This window comes from Paraburkholderia sp. BR14320 (genome assembly GCF_040948665.1).
GTDB lineage: Bacteria > Pseudomonadota > Gammaproteobacteria > Burkholderiales > Burkholderiaceae > Paraburkholderia > Paraburkholderia youngii.
On the sequence record NZ_JBFPKG010000001.1, the window covers coordinates 365,527 to 383,493 of the forward strand.

The window sequence follows — 17,967 nt, forward strand, 5'->3', positions numbered from 1 at the left end:
GGCAACGTCGCGCGCATACGTTTTGATCCCGTCTGCGTGGACCGCAAAAAGGCCGGAGTTATCCGTCATGAAAGTGCGGATAGCGGGGCGGGCCATCGCGACGCTGCACGCGGCGCGCGCTTGCGGCGGACAAGCTCCCGGGCACCGCGCTCGATGTCTTCGAGCACCACCTGACGGCGGCCGACCGGGAGCGGCTTCATGCCGAATTCATCCATGCATGCCTCACAGGCGACGGCCCGAACGAGGCGGACCGCAATGACCTGGGCGGTGCCAGCTCATAGCGTTCCGGCCGCCGGCGACGACTCGGGTTTGCCCCTGGTTCGCGATAAACAAATGGAATTGCTTTTCGACGAATTTTGATTGGATTTCCAACGGATGCGGACATATCGTGCGTCAGTCCAATGCCGCAATGCGTGCGTTCGGATCGAAAAACGGCCTCGCCGATAGAACAAAACATCCAGGAGACTTACCTTATGGAGCAATCCTCTACGGCGCCGCGTGTGCCGGAGTCGGGCGCTAGTGGCGCTCAGAACATCGCTTCCAACGACCAGGCTTCGCCAAGGGTGCGGCGAATTCAGCGTACCGCGCTTGTTTTGCTCCTCCTGAGCGGGGTCATCAACTATATCGATCGCGCAACGCTGTCCATCGCGAACCCGCTGATCCGGCACGATCTTGGACTCTCGGTCGCGGAAATGGGCCTGCTGCTTTCGGCGTTTCTCTGGGCTTATGCGTTTGCGCAACTGCCAGCGGGCGCGCTGGTCGATCGCTTCGGCGCGCGCGTCATGTTAACCGTCAGCCTGGCGACATGGTCGGTGGCGCAAGCGTTCGGCGGCGTCGTGAACAGCTTCGGCCAGTTCTTCACCGCTCGCATGGTGCTGGGAATAGGGGAGGCACCGCAGTTTCCAACGGCGGCCAAAGTCGTTCGCGACTGGTTCGGCAAAAAAGAGCGCGGCGCCGCGACCGGCATCTGGAACAGTTCGTCGACGCTTGGCACTGCAATATCGGCGCCTTTGCTGACGGTCTTAATGTTGACCGTGGGATGGCGATGGATGTTCGGCATCATGGGAATCGCGGGCCTCCTCGTTGCACTGTGTTTTTTCCTCGTGCATCGCGACCCGCATCACGTCGACTTGACGCCGCGGGAGCGCGCGCATCTATCCGACGTCGATGGGGAAGCCCAGAGCCGTCCGACATGGCGCGAGTGGCGCCGTCTGTTCGAGTTCGGCACCACGTGGGGCATGCTGCTTGGATTCTTCGGCACGATCTACGTCTTATGGCTTTACAACGCGTGGTTGCCGACGTATCTGCAAATGGAACTTCACCTGACTATTGCGAAGTCGGGATGGGTGGCTGCGGTTCCCTATCTCTTTGGCGTGGTGGGCAGCCTCTCTGGCGGAAAGATTTGCGATGTGCTCGCGCGGCGAGGGGTATCGGCAATCAACAGCCGGAAGTACCCGATGGCGGCCTCGCTTGCCGGTGTCGCCGTGTTCACGGCACTGACCGGTCTCACGCACAGCGCAACGCTGGCGGTCGTGTTCATCTCGATCTCGATGTTGCTGCTGTATGTCTCGAGCAGTGCGGCCTGGGCGACGGCGTCCGTTGCTGCGCCCGCCAATTGCACCGCGTCCATCGGCGCCATGCAGAATTTCGGGGGCTACTTCGGGGGCGCGCTGGCACCTGTGGTCACGGGCTTCATCGTGCAGCAAACACACTCGTTCCAGCCCGCGCTGTTCGTAGGGGCGGGTGTTGCCGCTGTCGCGGTGATCGGCTATTGGCTACTCGTACGCGGCCCAATACCGCCGGCCGCGCTTACCCGTGATGTGTAACGGCAAAACGACGCTACCGCGGGCGAGGGTCTGGGGCTCTCGCTCTAATCAGTCAGGTAGTGCGGCAGGAAGCCGGATTTCATAGCGCTGCGCGCAGGCCTCAAGCGCCGGGGCGATCGTCGGGTGCAGTGCCACTCCATCGCGCAGTTGCTCGCGCTTGAGGCTGAGTCCGCGATCTCCCGGCATCCGCACACCTGCCGTTCCGGGGCGCGGCGGATTATCTCTGCATGCATCGCCGAGCCAGTCCATCTGCCGCGCGAACGCTCCGAGACCGCCAAAAGCCGCCGGATCGTATAGCGACAGAAACACGGTGGCGCCCCATCCATCGGCAGGATCGGCTCGACCGTGGCCTGCCAGGCCTCCCGTCAGCGCCTCGATCAACAACGCCAGCCCGAAGCCCTTATGCCCCCACGTCATGCCGCCAATCGGTAAGATGGATCCCGGGGGCTCAGCGGAGAGCACGCCGGGATCTCGGCTGGGCTGCCCGTCCGCATCGAGAAAGCATGCTTCCTCGAAGAATTGTCCCGCTTTATGTTGGCGCGCGGTCATGCCGTTCGTCACGGTCGACGAGGAGATATCGATCAGAAACGGCGTGCCCGAGGTCGGAATGCCCGCCGCGATCGGATTAGGTGTAAATACGGACCGCGTGCCGCCGTGAGGGGCCACGCTTTGCACCGCCGGGTCGGAACTGCTGAGCAAGATCATGAATCCTTCGGCAGTGGCGTTCTCCAGATAACTGGCAAGGCATGCGATGTGGTGGCTTCGCCGAATCACCAACGTCGCGCTGCCATACTTCCTCGCCCGCGGCGCCAGCGTTTCGATGCCACTGACAACCAGCCACGGGCCCGGAAGACGCCGACCATCCCACAACACGCTGCCGCCCCGGTCTGAAACGACCTCGGGCTCGCCGTAGCAGGTCATCGTCGCGTTTTCGATCTCACGGATATATGCGGGCAGCAACGCAAGGCCGTGCGTGTCGTGTCCCATCAAGTCACCGTCTACGAGCGTACGAGCGACTGTGCGCGCTTTGACGTCCTCCATTCCGACCCTGACCAGCAGACGCTGTGCGAAGTCTTGCAGTTCATCGGCGGAGTAGCGGACTGATGTATTCATCGTGATTGGGTCAGTGAGGGTGATTGTTCGAAGATTGCCGGGTCGGAAATGCCCGACGCGCTTCGGATTGTCGTTTGAGCTTTTGATAAGCGTCCAATTGCGAATTGAGTAAAATCAATTCCATCTGGTTATGAGTTTGTCTGTGTTTACCCTATGCCGCAAGATTGCACCCTCTCCGTTACCCAACTGCTGACAAAGCTGCGCTTCAGGCATCTCCAGTTGCTTGAACTGCTCGGGCGTAGCCGCAACCTCCGTATCGCGGCTGAGCAGATGCACGTCACGCAGCCGGCCGCCACGAAGATCCTGAGCGACCTGGAGGCGATGTTTGGTGCGTCGCTGTTCGACCGGCTACCGCGCGAAATGCGGCCGACCGATCTCGGTACGCTGTCCGTGCGCTATGCGAGCACGACGCTGTCCGATCTGGGCAAGTTTTCGAGCGAGTTCGCGACATTGAAGAATGGCGGCTATGGTCATCTCACGGTCGGCTTCATTCCGGCTTCCGCCGCACAACTCGTCACCACCGCCATCAAGGAGATCCAGCGCCGACGCCCGAGACTCGTCATCAAGCTGGTCGAGCAAAGTAGCGATCAACTCGCGACATGGCTTGAGGAAAGGCGACTAGATGTGATGATTGGGCGCCCGACAGAGCCACGACATGAAGCGCTTTTCAATGTGGTCGATTTATTGGCGGAGCCGGCGCGTGTGGTCGTCGGGCAGCATCATCCGTTGCTAAAGCAGCGGCGCATCGGGATCGCCGACCTGGGCGAGTGGCCGTGGATCTTGTATCCGCAAGGCACAGCCATGCGGCAGCTGTTCGAAGAGACGTTCGCGGCGGCTGCCATGGTCGCGCCTGTGGGCATCGTGGAAACCCCCTCGATTTTTTCGACGCTAGAGTTGCTGCAGGCCACCGACATGATCTCCCTTCAACCAAAGGCAGCGATGGACAGGTACGTCAAGCATGGCCTTCTAGGTTATCTGGACGTGCCGATACGGCGGACAATGTCGAACTACAGCGTCATTACACGAAAAGACGAAGCTGCTTCGCAAGCGGTGAACGAATTCGTTGCCATCCTCTTCGCAATCGCCGCGCAATGCTAGGTTGGTCAACGTGACGGTCGTGAGAGTACGTTTCCCAATTGCGTAACCAGGCACAGTGTCGGCATTATCTTCATGTGCTTGCTGGTAGACCTCGGGTGTCACGGTCTCAGCATCTAGTGCAGTGTTCCGTTCTGTTTGGAACTTAAGCGCGAGTTGGCTCGAATGACCTTCTGCAGGATGTCGCGCGCGGTCTTGGTCCAGATGAACGGCTTGGGGTTGGTGTTGTGATGGGCGACGAATTCGTCGATGGCGGTCACGAGTTCGGGCACGCTGGTGAACACGCCGCGACGCAACCGGTTCTCAGAGATGTCTCGGAAGAACCGCTCGACCATGTTCAGCCACGACGCCGAGGTCGGTGTGAAGTGCATGTTGAACCTCGGGCGCCTGGCCAGCCACTCCTGTACCGCCGGGTGCTTGTGCGTGGCGTAGTTGTCGGCAATCAGGTGCAGCGTCTTGCCCTTGGGCGTTTGGCGATCAATCTGGCGCAAGAACTTCAGCCACTCGGCATGGGTGTGTCGCTGCTGGCATTGGCCGATCACTTGCCCGTCGAGCACGTTGAGCGCTGCAAACAGCGTGGTCGTGCCGTGGCGCTTGTAGTCGTGAGTCATCGTCTGCGCACGCCCCTTTTTCAGAGGTAAGCCAGGTTGCGTCCTGTCCAGCGCCTGTACCTGACTCTTCTCGTCGCAGCACAGCACCAGGGCGTGCTCGGGCGGAGACATGTACAGGCCCACGATGTCTTCGAGCTTCTCAAGGAATTTTGGGTCGCGCGATACCTTGAAGCCTCGAACGATGTGCGGTTTCAGCCCATTGGCTTGCCAATGCCGCATCACGGTGCTGGCGCTGACGCCCAGCTCGGCAGCCATCTTGCGCGTGCTCCAGTGCGTGGCTGCCTGGGGCTTGCTTTGCGTGGTCAGTTCAACCAGCTTTTGAACGTCTACCTTCAACGGCGGGGCGCCGCGCGGCAAGTCGCGTTCGATGCCCTCAAGGCCAGACTCAACATAGCGCTCGCGCCATCGCGAAACCTGCACGCGACCAATGCCCAGTTGCTCAGCGATGTCCTTGTTCTGTAGGCCTTGGGCGGCCAGCAGAACAATTCGTGCACGCTGCGACAGACGCACACTCGTCAGTCTGGAACAAGCGAGCTTGGTCAACTCTGCTTCCTGCTCCTCGCTCAACACAACAACCGGGGCGACCCGCAATTGCTCTCTCCAATCCGAACCGAAGTAGAGCATTGGAGCGACACAATTCATTTAAGCTCCATCAAGAATCGAACACTACACTAGCTGCCTGGTGTACGACGCAGTTCGGCTTCACGCTCGCGAAGTCGGCGAGGTGGACCGCTGCCTCGGTTTTCGGCGTACCGGTTGCCATCTGAACCCACCTTCGTCACGTATCAGATGGGCGCGCTCATTAACTCGATCCAACGACCGTTGTTCAATCGACGGCTGCCACGATTCACGGACGGCACGAACGGTTGAATCCGCATCGTCATTCGGCCGGCGATCGCGCTCCACTCGCTCGCAGGATCATGCTCACCACTTCTTCCGTAGTCGCCTCGAAGCGCTTCGTCGCTAGCGCGCGCTTGCCCGAGAGCGCGCATATCTGTGCCTCGAAATCGGCATAGTGCTGAGTGGTTGCCCAGATCATGAACAGTAGGGTCGGCGGATCGACGGGCGCGAGCAAGCCTTTGGCAATCCATCGCTCGATCAGCTTCACACGTGTGTCCATCCACGGCTTCACGCGTTCGAGCAGGATCTCCTGCATATGCGCCGCACCGCTGATGATTTCGTTGGCCCACACCTTCGAGCCGAGCGGGCGGCGCCGTGACAGGGCCATCTTGGCGCGTACGTAGCCGCCTATCGCCTCGACCGGATCGTCGCTTGCATCGAACACGTTGGCGGCCGCGTTCCATTCCTCGAAAACATCGTCGAGTACGCGCCAGTAGAGCGCGAGTTTGGTCGGGAAATAGTAGTGCAGATTGGCCTTCGGCAAGCCCGCGCGCTCGGCGATCAGCGCCGTGCTCGCGCCTTCGAAACCGCGTTCGGCGAACACGGCTTCGGCACAGGCGAGCAGGTGAGATTCATTCGACGCGCGAATCGCGGCTTTGCGCCGGCCGGGCCTATGCGTTGCGTCAGCGGTTGGCTGCGCCAGCGCCGTGCCACGCGTCCCGAAGGGCACGGGTCGCGCGGTGGGTTCGTCGTTGCGCATAGTGTTCGGTCCATTCGAAAGAAATGAGAAGCGCGTCGGCCGCGCGCGTGCCGGCTTCATTGTAGCCACGATGCAAGTGCGTCGCGTATTCACCCGCGTCGGCAGAAGCGCGCAAGTCGGACGTCCGCGTGCTTTTCGCGCACTGCAGCATCGATGGCACGGTTCTCGCTGGTAACTCCGCATTGAATTAGCGAAGTTTATCGTCTAAAACCTGTCCAATCGGACAGGATTCGAAGGGCGGGGTTTCAGGAGCCGCATAGTGCTATCCAGGCGTGCACCGCGATGGCTCTTCGCGCCCCAAACGGTGGCGTGCAGGCACGTTTGACGAACACGGACAGGAGGACACGTATGAACGCAGTAAGCGAAGCCGCGCTGACGACCGCGATCCACGTGAACGGCCAGCGCTTGTGGGACAGCCTGATGGCGATGGCGAAGATTGGCGCCACCCCCAAGGGCGGCGTGTGCCGTCTCGCGCTGACCGACCTCGACAAGCAGGGCCGCGATCTCATCGTGCAATGGGCGAAAGAGGCGAACTGCACGGTGAGTGTCGACCAGATGGGCAACGTGTTCATGCGCCGCGCGGGGCGTGACAACGACCTGCCGCCCGTGATGACCGGCTCGCACGCCGACTCCCAGCCGACGGGCGGCCGCTTCGACGGTATCTATGGCGTGCTCGGCGGGCTCGAGGTGATTCGTTCGCTGAACGATTACGGCATCGAAACCGAGCGGCCTGTTGAAACGGTGATCTGGACCAACGAAGAGGGTTCGCGCTTCGCGCCGGCGATGGTCGCCTCCGGCGTATTTGCCGGCGTGTTCACGCTCGAGTACGGGCTTTCGCGCAAGGACGTCGACGGCAAGACCATCGGCGAGGAATTGCAGCGGATCGGCTATGCGGGCGCAGTGCCGTGCGGCGGTCGCAAGATTCACGCTGCGTTCGAGCTGCACATCGAACAAGGGCCAATACTCGAGGCCGAAAACAGAACGATAGGCGTGGTCACCGACGCGCAAGGCCAGCGCTGGTACGAAGTCGTGCTCACGGGGCAGGAGGCGCACGCGGGGCCTACGCCCATGCCGCGCCGCCGCGACGCGTTGCTGGGCGCCTCGCGTGTGGTGCAGCTCGTCAATGAAATCGGCCTGCATCACGCGCCGCTCGCGTGCGCGACAGTTGGCATGATGCAGGTGCATCCGAACTCGCGCAACGTGATTCCCGGCCGCGTGTTCTTCACCATCGACTTTCGCCATCCGCAGGACGAAGTGCTCGCGCAGATGGACGCCGAACTGCGCGAAGGCATCGCGAAGATCGCGCAACAGGGCAAGCTGGAAGCCGAAGTGGAGCAGATTTTCTACTACGCGCCCGTGCCGTTCGACGAGGCGTGTGTGAAGTCCGTGCGCGCGGCGGCCGAGCGCTTCGGCTATTCGAATCGGGACATCGTGTCGGGCGCGGGTCACGACGCGTGCTATCTCGCGACGGTCGCGCCGACCTCGATGGTGTTCGTGCCGTGCATCGACGGCATCAGCCACAACGAAGTCGAGGACGCGACGATCGAATGGATCGAAGCCGGCGCGAACGTGTTGCTGCACGCGATGCTGGAACGCGCGAGCGAACCCGGCTGACGCACGACGATTGAACGCTAGCGGTCTCAGCGCCGCGCTGTCTTTCCAACGATTCCCCTGTACCGGCCGCGCGCATCACGCGCACGGCCGGCGGACCCGTGTTTTGCCTCGCAAGGAGCACCCGGATGTCCCAGACCACTTCAAATGCCGCCGACGGCATCGCCCCGGGCCGTCTCAGCGCCGAGCAGCTCGGCTGCAATTTTGCCGACGTCGCGCCGCCGCTTTCCGCGAACGCGGCCGTGATCGCGGCCGACCGCTGTCATTACTGTTACGACGCCCCTTGCGTGAACGCGTGCCCCACGGGCATCGACATTCCCGGCTTCATCCGCAAGATTGGCAACGGCAATCTGAGGGGCGCGGCGCGCGACATTCTGAGCGCGAACCCGCTGGGCGGCATGTGCGCGCGAGTGTGCCCCACCGAAATTCTCTGCGAAGGCGCCTGCGTGAGAATTCATCAGGATGGCGAGCCGGTTCGGATCGGCGCGCTGCAACGTCATGCCACCGACTTCCAGATGGCGCGCGAAGCCGCCGGTGCGCCTGCGCTCTTCAAGCCCGCGAGCGACACCTGCCGTCAGGTCGCGGTGGTCGGCGCGGGTCCCGCGGGTCTTGCCTGCGCGCACACGCTCGCGCTGGCCGGGCATCGCGTGAGCGTCTTCGATGCGGGCAAACATCCGGGCGGTCTGAACGAGTACGGCATCGCGGCGTACAAGACCGTCGATGATTACGCACAGCGCGAGGTGCGGTGGCTGCTTTCAATCGGCGGGATAGAACTGCGCCAGGGCCAGCGGCTGGGGCATGACATGACGCTAGAGGAACTACGCGCAGCGTACGACGCGGTGTTCATCGGCGTGGGACTCGGCGGCACGCACACGCTGTCCGTCGAAGGCGAAATGCTCGACGGCGTGCTCGATGCGGTGGATTTCATCGCAGGCGTTCGCGCGGCCGACGATCTAGCCAGCGTGCCCGTCGGCCGCAAGGTGGTGGTGCTCGGAGGTGGCAACACGGCAATCGACGCCGCCGTGCAAAGCCGCAAGCTGGGCGCGGAGCAGGTGACGCTCGCCTATCGTCGCGGCGCAGCGCAGATGAGCGCCACCTGGGCCGAACTGGAGTTCGCGCGTAGCCAGGGTGTGGCCGTGGCCGAATGGATGAAGCCGCTGCGAATCGTCGGCGACACGCAGGTGCAGGCCGTGGAATTCGAGCGCACCGAGCTCGATATGGCCGGCGCGTTGCGCGGCACTGGGGAGATCGTGCGCGTGGAGGCCGACATGGTGCTGAAGGCCATTGGCCAGAAGCTCTTACCCGCAGGCCTTGATGGGCTGCAACTGACCGACGGAACCGGGCGCATCGCAGTGGACGCGAACGGTGCCACCTCGCTCACGGGCGTTTTCGCAGGCGGCGACTGTGCCGGCCACGGTGCGACGGATCTGACCGTGCAGGCCGTGCAGGACGGCAAGCTCGCCGCGCACGCGATCGACCGCTTCCTTGCGAACCTGTCTGCGAGAGCCGCCTGAGCCGCGCGAAAGCTACATTGAATCAAGCAAAAACGAAGGAGTCGCATCATGGCCGACTTGCGCTGCACGATTGCCGGCATTCAATCGCCGAACCCGTTCTGGCTCGCTTCCGCGCCGCCCACCGACAAGGCCTACAACGTCAACCGCGCGTTCGAGGCGGGTTGGGGCGGCGTGGTCTGGAAGACGCTCGGGCTCGACCCGCACGTGGTGAACGTGAGTTCGCGCTACGGTGCGACCACCTGGCGCGGCCAGCGCATTGCAGGCCTGAACAACATCGAGCTGATCACCGACCGGCCGCTCGACGTGAATCTCAAGGAAATCGCGCAGGTGAAGCGGGACTGGCCCGACCGCGCGCTGATCGTCTCGCTGATGGTGCCGTGCAACGAGCATGACTGGAAGTGGATCCTGCCGCAGGTGGAAGCGACCGGCGCGGACGCGGTGGAACTCAACTTCGGCTGTCCGCACGGCATGAGCGAGCGCGGCATGGGCGCAGCGGTGGGACAGGTGCCCGCGTACATCGAAATGGTCACCCGCTGGGTGAAAGAAGGCACGCGCCTGCCTTGCCTCGTGAAGCTCACGCCGAACGTCACCGACATTCGTCACGGCGCGCGCGCGGCGATGAAGGGCGGGGCGGACGGCGTCTCGCTGATCAACACGATCAACTCGATCGTAGGCGTCGATCTCGACGTGATGGCGCCGCTGCCCACTGTGGACGGCAAGGGCACGCATGGCGGCTATTGCGGTCCTGCCGCGAAGCCGATCGCGCTGCACATGGTCGCGGAAATTGCGCGCGACCCGGTAACGCATGGCTTGCCCATCTCCGGCATCGGCGGCATTTCCGACTGGCGCGACGCCGCGGAATTCATCGTGCTGGGAGCGGGCAGCGTGCAGGTTTGCACCGCCGCGATGCACTACGGCTTCCGCATCGTCGGCGACATGATCGACGGCCTGTCCAACTGGATGGACGACAAGGGCTACGCCAGCCTCGACACGATTCGCGGCCGCGCCGTGCCGAACGTCACCGACTGGCAATACCTGAACCTCAACTACGACATCAAGGCACGCATCGATCAGGACCGCTGCATCCAGTGTGGGCTCTGCCACATCGCCTGCGAAGACACCTCGCATCAGGCGATCACCGCCATCCGCGATGGCCAGCGCCACTTCGAGGTGGTCGATGCGAACTGCGTCGGGTGCAATCTATGCATGCATGTTTGCCCGGTCGATCAATGCATCACGATGGAGCGCGTCGATTCGGGCGAGCGCTACGAGAACTGGACCACGCACCCGAACAACCCGGCGCGTGTCGCCGACCCGAAAGCCGCCTGACACGTTGAAGCCGGACCGAGCCGAACCCACGACAAGCGACGGAGAACCCACTTCATGAGCCAGCCCTTAGCCGTCGACGCCACTGCGCGCCGCGCCGAAAGCGATCTATACAACGATGACCTCGCGCCCACCGGCGTCGCGCAGCGCACGTGGCGCTGGTATCACTTCGCGGCACTATGGGTGGGCATGGTGATGAACATCGCCTCGTACATGCTCGCCGCCGGCCTCACCGAGCAGGGCATGTCGCCCTGGCAGGCGGTGCTCACCGTGCTGCTCGGCAATCTGATCGTGCTCGTGCCGATGCTGCTGATCGGTCATGCGGGTACCAAGTACGGCATTCCTTATGCGGTGCTGGTGCGAGCATCGTTCGGCACCCAGGGCGCGAAGCTGCCCGCCATGCTGCGCGCCATCGTGGCGTGCGGCTGGTACGGCATTCAATCATGGCTGGGCGGCAGCGCCATCTATACGCTCGCCAACATCCTCACGCACAACGCGCTGGTGGGCAACGCAATGCCGTTTCTTGGCATTTCGATCGGGCAGGCCAGTTGCTTTCTCATCTTCTGGGTGTTGCAGCTGTACTTCATCCTGCACGGCACCGATTCGATCCGCTGGCTCGAAAGCTGGTCCGCGCCCATCAAGGTGGTGATGTGCGCAGTGCTCGTGTGGTGGGCCTGTTCGAGGGCAGGCGGAGTGGGCTCGATGCTGTCGCAATCGTCGCAGTTCGTTGCCGGCGGCAAGAAGGCGGGGCTGTTCTGGGCGACGTTCTGGCCGAGCCTCACGGCCATGGTGGGTTTCTGGGCCACGCTCGCGCTCAACATTCCCGACTTCACGCGCTTCGCAAAAACGCAAAAGGACCAGTTCGTGGGCCAGGCGATCGGCCTGCCCATTCCGATGGCGTTGCTCTCGGTGGTCTCCGTGGTCGTGACGTCGGCAACGGTCGTGATTTACGGCAGGGCGATCTGGGACCCGATCGACCTCACGAGTCGCATGGAGGGCGTCGGCGTGGGCGTCGCGCTCGTGATCCTCACGCTCGACACGATGTGCTGCAATCTTGCCGCGAACCTCGTCGGCCCAGCTTACGATTTTTCGAGCCTGTGGCCCAAGGGCATTTCGTACAAGACGGGCGGGCTCATCACCGCGGCCATCGCCATCGCGATGATGCCGTGGAAGATCCTCGCGACCACGCAGGGCTACATCTTCACTTGGCTGGTCGGCTACTCGGCGCTGCTTGGGCCGGTGGCCGGCATCCTGTTGGTCGACTACTTTCTGGTTCGCAGCACACGCCTCGATACGACCCAGCTCTTCGAGGAAAACGGCGAATACGCGTACTCGAACGGCTGGAACCCGGCGGCCGTGATCGCGCTGATCGCCGGGGTGCTGCCGAACCTGCCGGGCTTTCTGAATGTCGCGTTCCCGAATGTGTTTGCCTCGGTGCCCGACGCGTTCAAAAGCATTTATACCTATGCGTGGTTCGTGGGGCTCGCGATTGCGGCGCTCGTCTACGGCGTGATGATGAAAGTCGGCCGGAGCCGGCGCCCGAGCGTGGCGAGCGCGTGAGCGTTTCAAGCGTCAATGTTCAACTGAAGGAGACTTGGCATCATGGCGATCCTGATTCGAGGCGGCACCGTCGTCAATGCAGACAAGAGTTGGCGTGCGGACGTGCTCTGCGAAAACGGCGTTATCCAGAGCGTCGGTGAAAACCTCGACGCGCCCGCGGGCGCGACCGTGGTCGACGCCGGCGGTCAATATGTGATGCCTGGCGGCATCGATCCGCACACGCATATGGAACTGCCCTTCATGGGCACGACCGCCAGCGACGACTTCTACACGGGCACGGCGGCGGGGCTTGCGGGCGGCACGACATCCATCATCGACTTCGTGATTCCCAACCCGAAGCAGGCGCTGATGGATGCCTTTCGCGAGTGGCGCGGCTGGGCCGAAAAAGCCGCTGCCGACTATGGCTTTCACGTGGCGGTGACGTGGTGGGATGAAAGCGTGCATCGCGACATGGGGCTGCTCGTGAACGAGCATGGCGTGTCGAGCTTCAAGCACTTCATGGCCTACAAGAACGCGATCATGGCGGACGACGAGATCCTCGTGAACAGTTTTGCCCGCTCGCTCGAACTGGGCGCGCTGCCCACCGTGCATGCGGAAAACGGCGAGCTCGTATTTCAATTGCAACGTCAGTTGCTGGCGCGCGGCTTCACGGGTCCGGAGGCGCACCCGCTGTCGCGGCCGCCTGAAGTCGAAGGCGAGGCAGCGAATCGCGCGATCCGCATCGCCCAGGTATTGGGTGTGCCGGTGTACATCGTGCATGTGTCGGCGAAAGACGCGCTCGAGGCGATCACGCGCGCGCGCAGCGAAGGTCAGCGCGTATTCGGCGAAGTGCTCGCGGGGCATCTGGTGATCGATCAGGCCGTTTATCGCGACCCGGACTGGACGCGCGCCGCCGCCCACGTGATGAGCCCCCCGTTCCGTACGCAGGAGCATCGCGACGCGCTCTGGCGCGGACTTCAGGGCGGGCTGCTGCACACCACCGCGACTGACCATTGCGTGTTCTGCGCTTCGCAGAAAGCCATGGGCCGCCATGATTTCACGAGGATCCCGAACGGTTGCGGCGGCGTTGAGGATCGCATGGCGGTGTTGTGGGATCAAGGCGTGAACACCGGCCGGCTCACGCCGAACGAGTTCGTGCGCGTCACCTCCACCAATGCCGCGCAAATCTTCAACCTCTACCCGCGCAAGGGCACGGTGGCCGTCGGTGCCGACGCCGATATCGTCGTATGGGATCCCGAGGCCACGCGCACCATCTCGGTCAAAACGCATCATCAGAACGTGGACTTCAACGTGTTCGAGGGCATGACGGTGCGCGGCGTGCCGACCCACACCGTCTCGCAAGGCGAACTCGTCTGGGTGGACGGCGACCTGCGGGCGCGGCGAGGCGCCGGACGTTACCTGAAGCGTCCCGCGAATCCCGGCTATGTGCAGGCGTCGCGCCTCGCGAGGAGCCTGAAAGAGACGCAGCCCGTGCATCGCGAGGGTGACGCACCACAATAAAAGCGGCGACGCCTTGAGGCACAGCAGGGAAGGTCCAGCGCTCGGCGCGGCAGGATTGGTGTAATGCGGGCTCTGGCGCAAATAGCGCGGGGGCGAATCGGTTAAGGTGTCGGGCTGAACGAATTGAGAACCGACGATCAGCAAGCTGATGGGGCTGGACGAACTGTTCGCCGGCCGCCACTTTGACCGCGATGTGATCATTCTGTGTGTTCGCTGGCACCTGCGCTACAAGCTTAGCCTGCAAGATCTGGTCGAAATGATGGCGGAACGGGGCGTGGCGCTGGCGCACACGACGATCCTGCGCTGGGTGCGGCGCTTTGCGCCGGAGTTCGTCAAACGGTGGAACCGCTTTGGCAGGCCCACTGGCCAGTCGTGGCGTGTCGATGAGCCCTACCTGAAGATTCGTGGTAAGTGGGTTTACCTTTATCGAGCGGTTGATCGGGCTGGCCTGACGGTTGACTTCATGCTCCGTGCAAAGCGCGACGTGGAGGCGGCACAAGCCTTTTTCAGGAAGGCAATCAAACATCAAGGCCAGCCACCAAAGACCATCACGCTTGACGGCTATGCGGTCTCGCACGGTTCCCCACGCAGTGTGACGAACATTTCATCGAGGTGCCACGTGCTACGCGGCTTGCTGCGCGCCGCTTTCGGCGCTTAAACGTTCAAATCTAGCGTGCAGCGCGGTCAAGCGTCAACCTGATCGTATACCGGGTGTGTGATTGCGCACGTAGATATCCACCTGGCATCGCGAGCGCCGCTTGCCCTTATGAGCACGCGGCTCATGGCGGCTAGAAGATCCCGTTCGCAGCAAACACCTCCCACCCCCGCAGGGTTCGCCCCTACCGCAAGTGTAGGGGGTTGACCCATCCCGGACGCCTGCACGCATCTGCAGAATTCATCTACGGGTTCAGGTCGACGGTACCCAGTGAGTGCCCCAACGTAGAGCATGACCTCCAGCGCGGTTCGCGCTGGCTGCCCACTGAACGGAGGTCATATGTTCAGCATTCCAATCTGCCGGAACGGTTTTGCAGCGCTGCTGCTGCTATTCGCGTTGCCATCATTTGCCCAGTCGTTCCGCGTGCAATGTCCAACGACGACGACGCTCCATCCGACCGCATTGCCGGCCGGTGCGGGCGAACCGGCCTACACCGGCCCGTCCGAGACGTTGATCAATCATGCTATTACGCCGACGAATAAGATCAACGGCGCTATCAAGTGCCAGCAGATTTCAGGCGGCGATGGATACGCGACGATGGGCGACGGCACGCAAACCTATATGTTCTCGTTCGGCCCGCTGTCCGGTCTTGCCGACATTCGCAACGGACTGCCCGGCACCGAGTTCGCCTCGGTGTTCAACGTCCAGGGCGATGCGAAAACCAATCCGAACTACAACGGCGCGGTCGGCCTCGTGCCCGACCCGGAATCAGTGCCACCCGGTCAGTTGACGGGTCACGTCGACCCGCGGCCGATCATGGACATCGGCGTGATGAACGGCAACATTCCCGCGCCGACCATGGCCATCGACGAGGACGACGAGTTCTTCCTGACACTCACCAACGTCGGGATGATCATGCGCCCCGACCTGTTCGAGCAGCACACGGTGCACTTTCATGGCTATCCGAACGCGTCCGCGTTCTACGACGGGGTGCCGGATGCGTCGGTGGCGATCAACATCGGTGCGAGCTTTACGTACTACTACCTCGCGCCGGATGCCGGCACTTACTTCTGGCACTGCCACATCACGCCGCCTGAGCATTTGCAGATGGGGATGGTCGGGCAGATCTACGTGCGGCCCAGGCAGAACCGCGTCAAGACGGGGACGCTCTACGCCTCGCTGCAGACGCAGCAGACCGATCCGCGCACGGCATGCGGCAGCGACATTCTGTGTTCGACGCCGCTGCCGCCGCAAAACAGCGTGATGCACGTGAATAACAAGAGCGGCACGCCGACGCTTTACGCCTACAACGATGGCGACGGTTCGACTGCTTACGACGTCGAGTATCCGATCCAGATCCACGGCTTTGATCCGAACTTCCACTTCATCGGCATGACGTTCAATCCTGAGCCATTTGTCGACATGAAGGACAAGCATTTCATGTTGAACGGCCGCAGCTATCCGGACACGGTGACGCCGGGGCCGATGCAGACTCCGGTGGCGGACGGAACGAAGCACTATTCGCAACCGCTGCCCGCACTGGTCAACATTCCGGCCGGCGGCCGTGCGCTGCTCAGAATCTCTGACCTCGACGTCACGGAGTTTCAGACGCTCGCTTCGCTGGGTATTCCGATGCACGTGATCGGCATGAATGCGCGGCTGCTGCGCGACCTGGCTGGCAACGACATGACCTACAACACCAACTCGGTCACCCTGGGCGGCGGCGAGTCGGTCGACGTAATTCTCGACGCGAGCGATACGACCAAGTACGCGCCGGGCTCGGTCTATTACCTGTACACGCCGAACCTCGATCACCTGTCCAACGACGCCGAGAACTTCGGCGGGTTAATGACCGAGGTCCATATCTGCCACTCGGTGGACCCGACCACGAAGTCCTGCTCCTAGGAGAAATACCGTGGCTATTTTCGTCAACGCAAGGGGGATCGCCATGCGTGCGTACCCCGCATGCCTGGCGCGATTGGCACGCTACGCGCGATTCGGCGCCGCGTTGCTGGCGGCACTGATTTGCCTGCATGCGCAGGCCGCCGCGCCGGGCATCACCGGAACGACGTTCAATCTGAGCGCCGAGGCGAACCGTATCAGTCAACCGGACGGTTCGAGCATTTACGCGTGGGGTTACGGGTGCCGCACGGCGCCCGCGGGATTCTCGCCAGCGGGCATTGCGGGCGCGAACTGTCCCAGCATGCAGGTTCCGGGGCCGACACTGATCGTCAAGCAGGGCGACGTCGTGACGGTCACGCTTACCAACAACCTGCCGGCCGCCGCGGGCAATACCTCGATCCTGTTTCCGGGCTTCCAGGTATGCGCCGCGGCGCTGAATCCGGACGGCACCTGTCCGGCGACGCAGACCGGCGTGCCGGGTGTGCTGACACGCGAGGCGACCCACGGCAATACGGTCACCTACAGCTTCGTGGCTGCGACGCCGGGAACGCATAGCTACTACAGTGGCACGCAAGGCGATCTGCAGATCGAAATGGGCTTGTCCGGCGCGCTGATCGTGTTGCCGACCAGCTCGCCCGGGACCCTCGCGGTGCCGACGGGCTGCCGCGCCGTATCCTCGACGCTGCCCGACGGACAGCCCGATTACCGGAATGCCGCGGCGGCCTACAACCATAGCGCGACCTGCTACGACCGCGAGTATCTGTTCCAGTTTTCCGAAATGGATCCGCGCATTCATTCGCAGGCGGAACAGCAGGCGGCCAAAGCGTGCACCCAGTCCACCGGTTGTATGACCGTCGAAACCGAGCCCTATCACCCGGCCTATTTCCTGATCAACGGGCGCTCCATGCCTGATGACATGGACCCGAACTACGCACCGCAATATCCGAATCAGCCGTACAACGGCAATCCGCACATGCATCCCGGCGAACTGGTGCTGCTGCGGGTGATCGGCACGGGGCGCTGGCAGCATCCGTTCCACGAACACGGCAATCACGTGCGCGTGCTGGCGCGCGACGGCAACCTGCTGCTCAGCAAGACGGATGCGACCAAGCTCGCCGGCCCCTTGCTGTTCACGACCACGACCACGCCGGGCCTCGCGATGGACGGCATCTTCTACTGGACCGGCAAAGGCCTGAATTGGGACGTGTACGGACACAAGCCGGGCGATGGCAGCGTCTGCATTCCGGATGCGAACGGCTACTACACCGCTGACCCGAAAGCGCCGAATTACTACGAGTGGTGCGCCGATCACAACAAGGCGCTGGAAGCTCATCCATTTGGCAACGTGGGCAGCGGCGGTCCGGTCACCTTGCCGGATGCGCGTGTGCTGACCAACGGCGCCTGGTTCGGTGGCAGTCCCTATCTCGGGCCCGACGCCACGGCACGAGCGACCGCTTACAACGGGACGACGCCGCCCAGCGGCACGGTTGCTAACTCACCGTCTGCGGAAGCCGGCTTCGCCTACATGTGGCACTCACACAATGAACGCGAGATCACCACGAACAACATTTTCCCTGGCGGAATGATGATGATGATGCTCGTGGATCCACAAGCTTTCACGATCAACGAAGGCAATTAGAGGCGGGGAGAAACG

General features: G+C 62.8%; 12 protein-coding genes and 2 pseudogenes. 10 read left to right on the top strand and 4 right to left on the bottom strand.

The features are described 5' to 3' along the window. Positions 1-473: 473 nt before the first annotated feature. Positions 474-1,826 (top strand): MFS transporter, encoded by a 1,353-nt coding sequence (locus tag AB3X89_RS01740; RefSeq protein WP_368581690.1) that lies wholly within the window; start codon positions 474-476, stop codon positions 1,824-1,826. A gap of 48 nt (positions 1,827-1,874) precedes the next feature. Here AB3X89_RS01740 and AB3X89_RS01745 read toward each other — a convergent pair whose 3' ends face one another. Continuing rightward, positions 1,875-2,939 carry an Ldh family oxidoreductase gene (locus AB3X89_RS01745; protein WP_368581516.1) on the bottom strand — a complete coding sequence of 355 codons (1,065 nt, stop codon included), beginning with the start codon at positions 2,937-2,939 and terminating at the stop codon, positions 1,875-1,877. A 153-nt stretch (positions 2,940-3,092) separates the two neighbouring features. On the opposite strand from AB3X89_RS01745, the gene AB3X89_RS01750 reads away from it, so the two are divergent. Beyond that, on the top strand, positions 3,093-4,037 hold the full coding sequence (locus tag AB3X89_RS01750) for a LysR family transcriptional regulator (RefSeq protein WP_368581517.1): 945 nt from the start codon (positions 3,093-3,095) through the stop codon (positions 4,035-4,037). A gap of 113 nt (positions 4,038-4,150) precedes the next feature. Here AB3X89_RS01750 and AB3X89_RS01755 read toward each other — a convergent pair whose 3' ends face one another. Next, positions 4,151-5,236, bottom strand: a complete 1,086-nt coding sequence (locus AB3X89_RS01755) for an IS630 family transposase (protein WP_368581691.1) — start codon at positions 5,234-5,236, stop codon at positions 4,151-4,153. Between the two features lie 289 nt (positions 5,237-5,525). Further along, positions 5,526-6,245 carry a TetR/AcrR family transcriptional regulator gene (locus tag AB3X89_RS01760; protein WP_368581518.1) on the bottom strand — a complete coding sequence of 240 codons (720 nt, stop codon included), beginning with the start codon at positions 6,243-6,245 and terminating at the stop codon, positions 5,526-5,528. A gap of 348 nt (positions 6,246-6,593) precedes the next feature. Between AB3X89_RS01760 and AB3X89_RS01765 the strand changes: the two genes are divergently transcribed. The 6 genes and pseudogenes from AB3X89_RS01765 to AB3X89_RS01790 all read left to right on the top strand — a co-directional run. Next, positions 6,594-7,859, top strand: a complete 1,266-nt coding sequence (locus AB3X89_RS01765) for a Zn-dependent hydrolase (RefSeq protein ID WP_368581519.1) — start codon at positions 6,594-6,596, stop codon at positions 7,857-7,859. Between the two features lie 125 nt (positions 7,860-7,984). Next, on the top strand, positions 7,985-9,370 hold the full coding sequence (locus tag AB3X89_RS01770; protein ID WP_368581520.1) for an NAD(P)-dependent oxidoreductase: 1,386 nt from the start codon (positions 7,985-7,987) through the stop codon (positions 9,368-9,370). Between the two features lie 48 nt (positions 9,371-9,418). Further along, positions 9,419-10,699 carry an NAD-dependent dihydropyrimidine dehydrogenase subunit PreA gene (preA, locus tag AB3X89_RS01775; RefSeq protein ID WP_368581521.1) on the top strand — a complete coding sequence of 427 codons (1,281 nt, stop codon included), beginning with the start codon at positions 9,419-9,421 and terminating at the stop codon, positions 10,697-10,699. A gap of 54 nt (positions 10,700-10,753) precedes the next feature. After that, positions 10,754-12,256 (top strand): NCS1 family nucleobase:cation symporter-1, encoded by a 1,503-nt coding sequence (locus tag AB3X89_RS01780; RefSeq protein WP_368581522.1) that lies wholly within the window; start codon positions 10,754-10,756, stop codon positions 12,254-12,256. Positions 12,257-12,298: 42 nt separating this feature from the next. Continuing rightward, on the top strand, positions 12,299-13,756 hold the full coding sequence (gene hydA / locus AB3X89_RS01785; RefSeq protein ID WP_368581523.1) for a dihydropyrimidinase: 1,458 nt from the start codon (positions 12,299-12,301) through the stop codon (positions 13,754-13,756). A 136-nt stretch (positions 13,757-13,892) separates the two neighbouring features. Continuing rightward, positions 13,893-14,333 (top strand): annotated as a pseudogene (locus AB3X89_RS01790) (IS6 family transposase); the annotation flags it as partial. Here the strand turns inward: AB3X89_RS01790 and AB3X89_RS01795 are convergent. After that, positions 14,333-14,404: pseudogene (locus tag AB3X89_RS01795) on the bottom strand (IS6 family transposase); the annotation flags it as partial. The pseudogenes AB3X89_RS01790 and AB3X89_RS01795 sit on opposite strands and share 1 nt — an antisense overlap. Before the next feature lie 346 nt (positions 14,405-14,750). On the opposite strand from AB3X89_RS01795, the gene AB3X89_RS01800 reads away from it, so the two are divergent. Both AB3X89_RS01800 and AB3X89_RS01805 read left to right on the top strand, forming a co-directional pair. After that, positions 14,751-16,316 carry a multicopper oxidase domain-containing protein gene (locus tag AB3X89_RS01800; RefSeq protein WP_368581524.1) on the top strand — a complete coding sequence of 522 codons (1,566 nt, stop codon included), beginning with the start codon at positions 14,751-14,753 and terminating at the stop codon, positions 16,314-16,316. A 43-nt stretch (positions 16,317-16,359) separates the two neighbouring features. Further along, positions 16,360-17,952: a multicopper oxidase domain-containing protein gene (locus AB3X89_RS01805; protein ID WP_368581692.1), complete on the top strand. Its 1,593-nt coding sequence runs from the start codon at positions 16,360-16,362 to the stop codon at positions 17,950-17,952. The last annotated feature ends 15 nt before the right edge of the window (positions 17,953-17,967 follow it).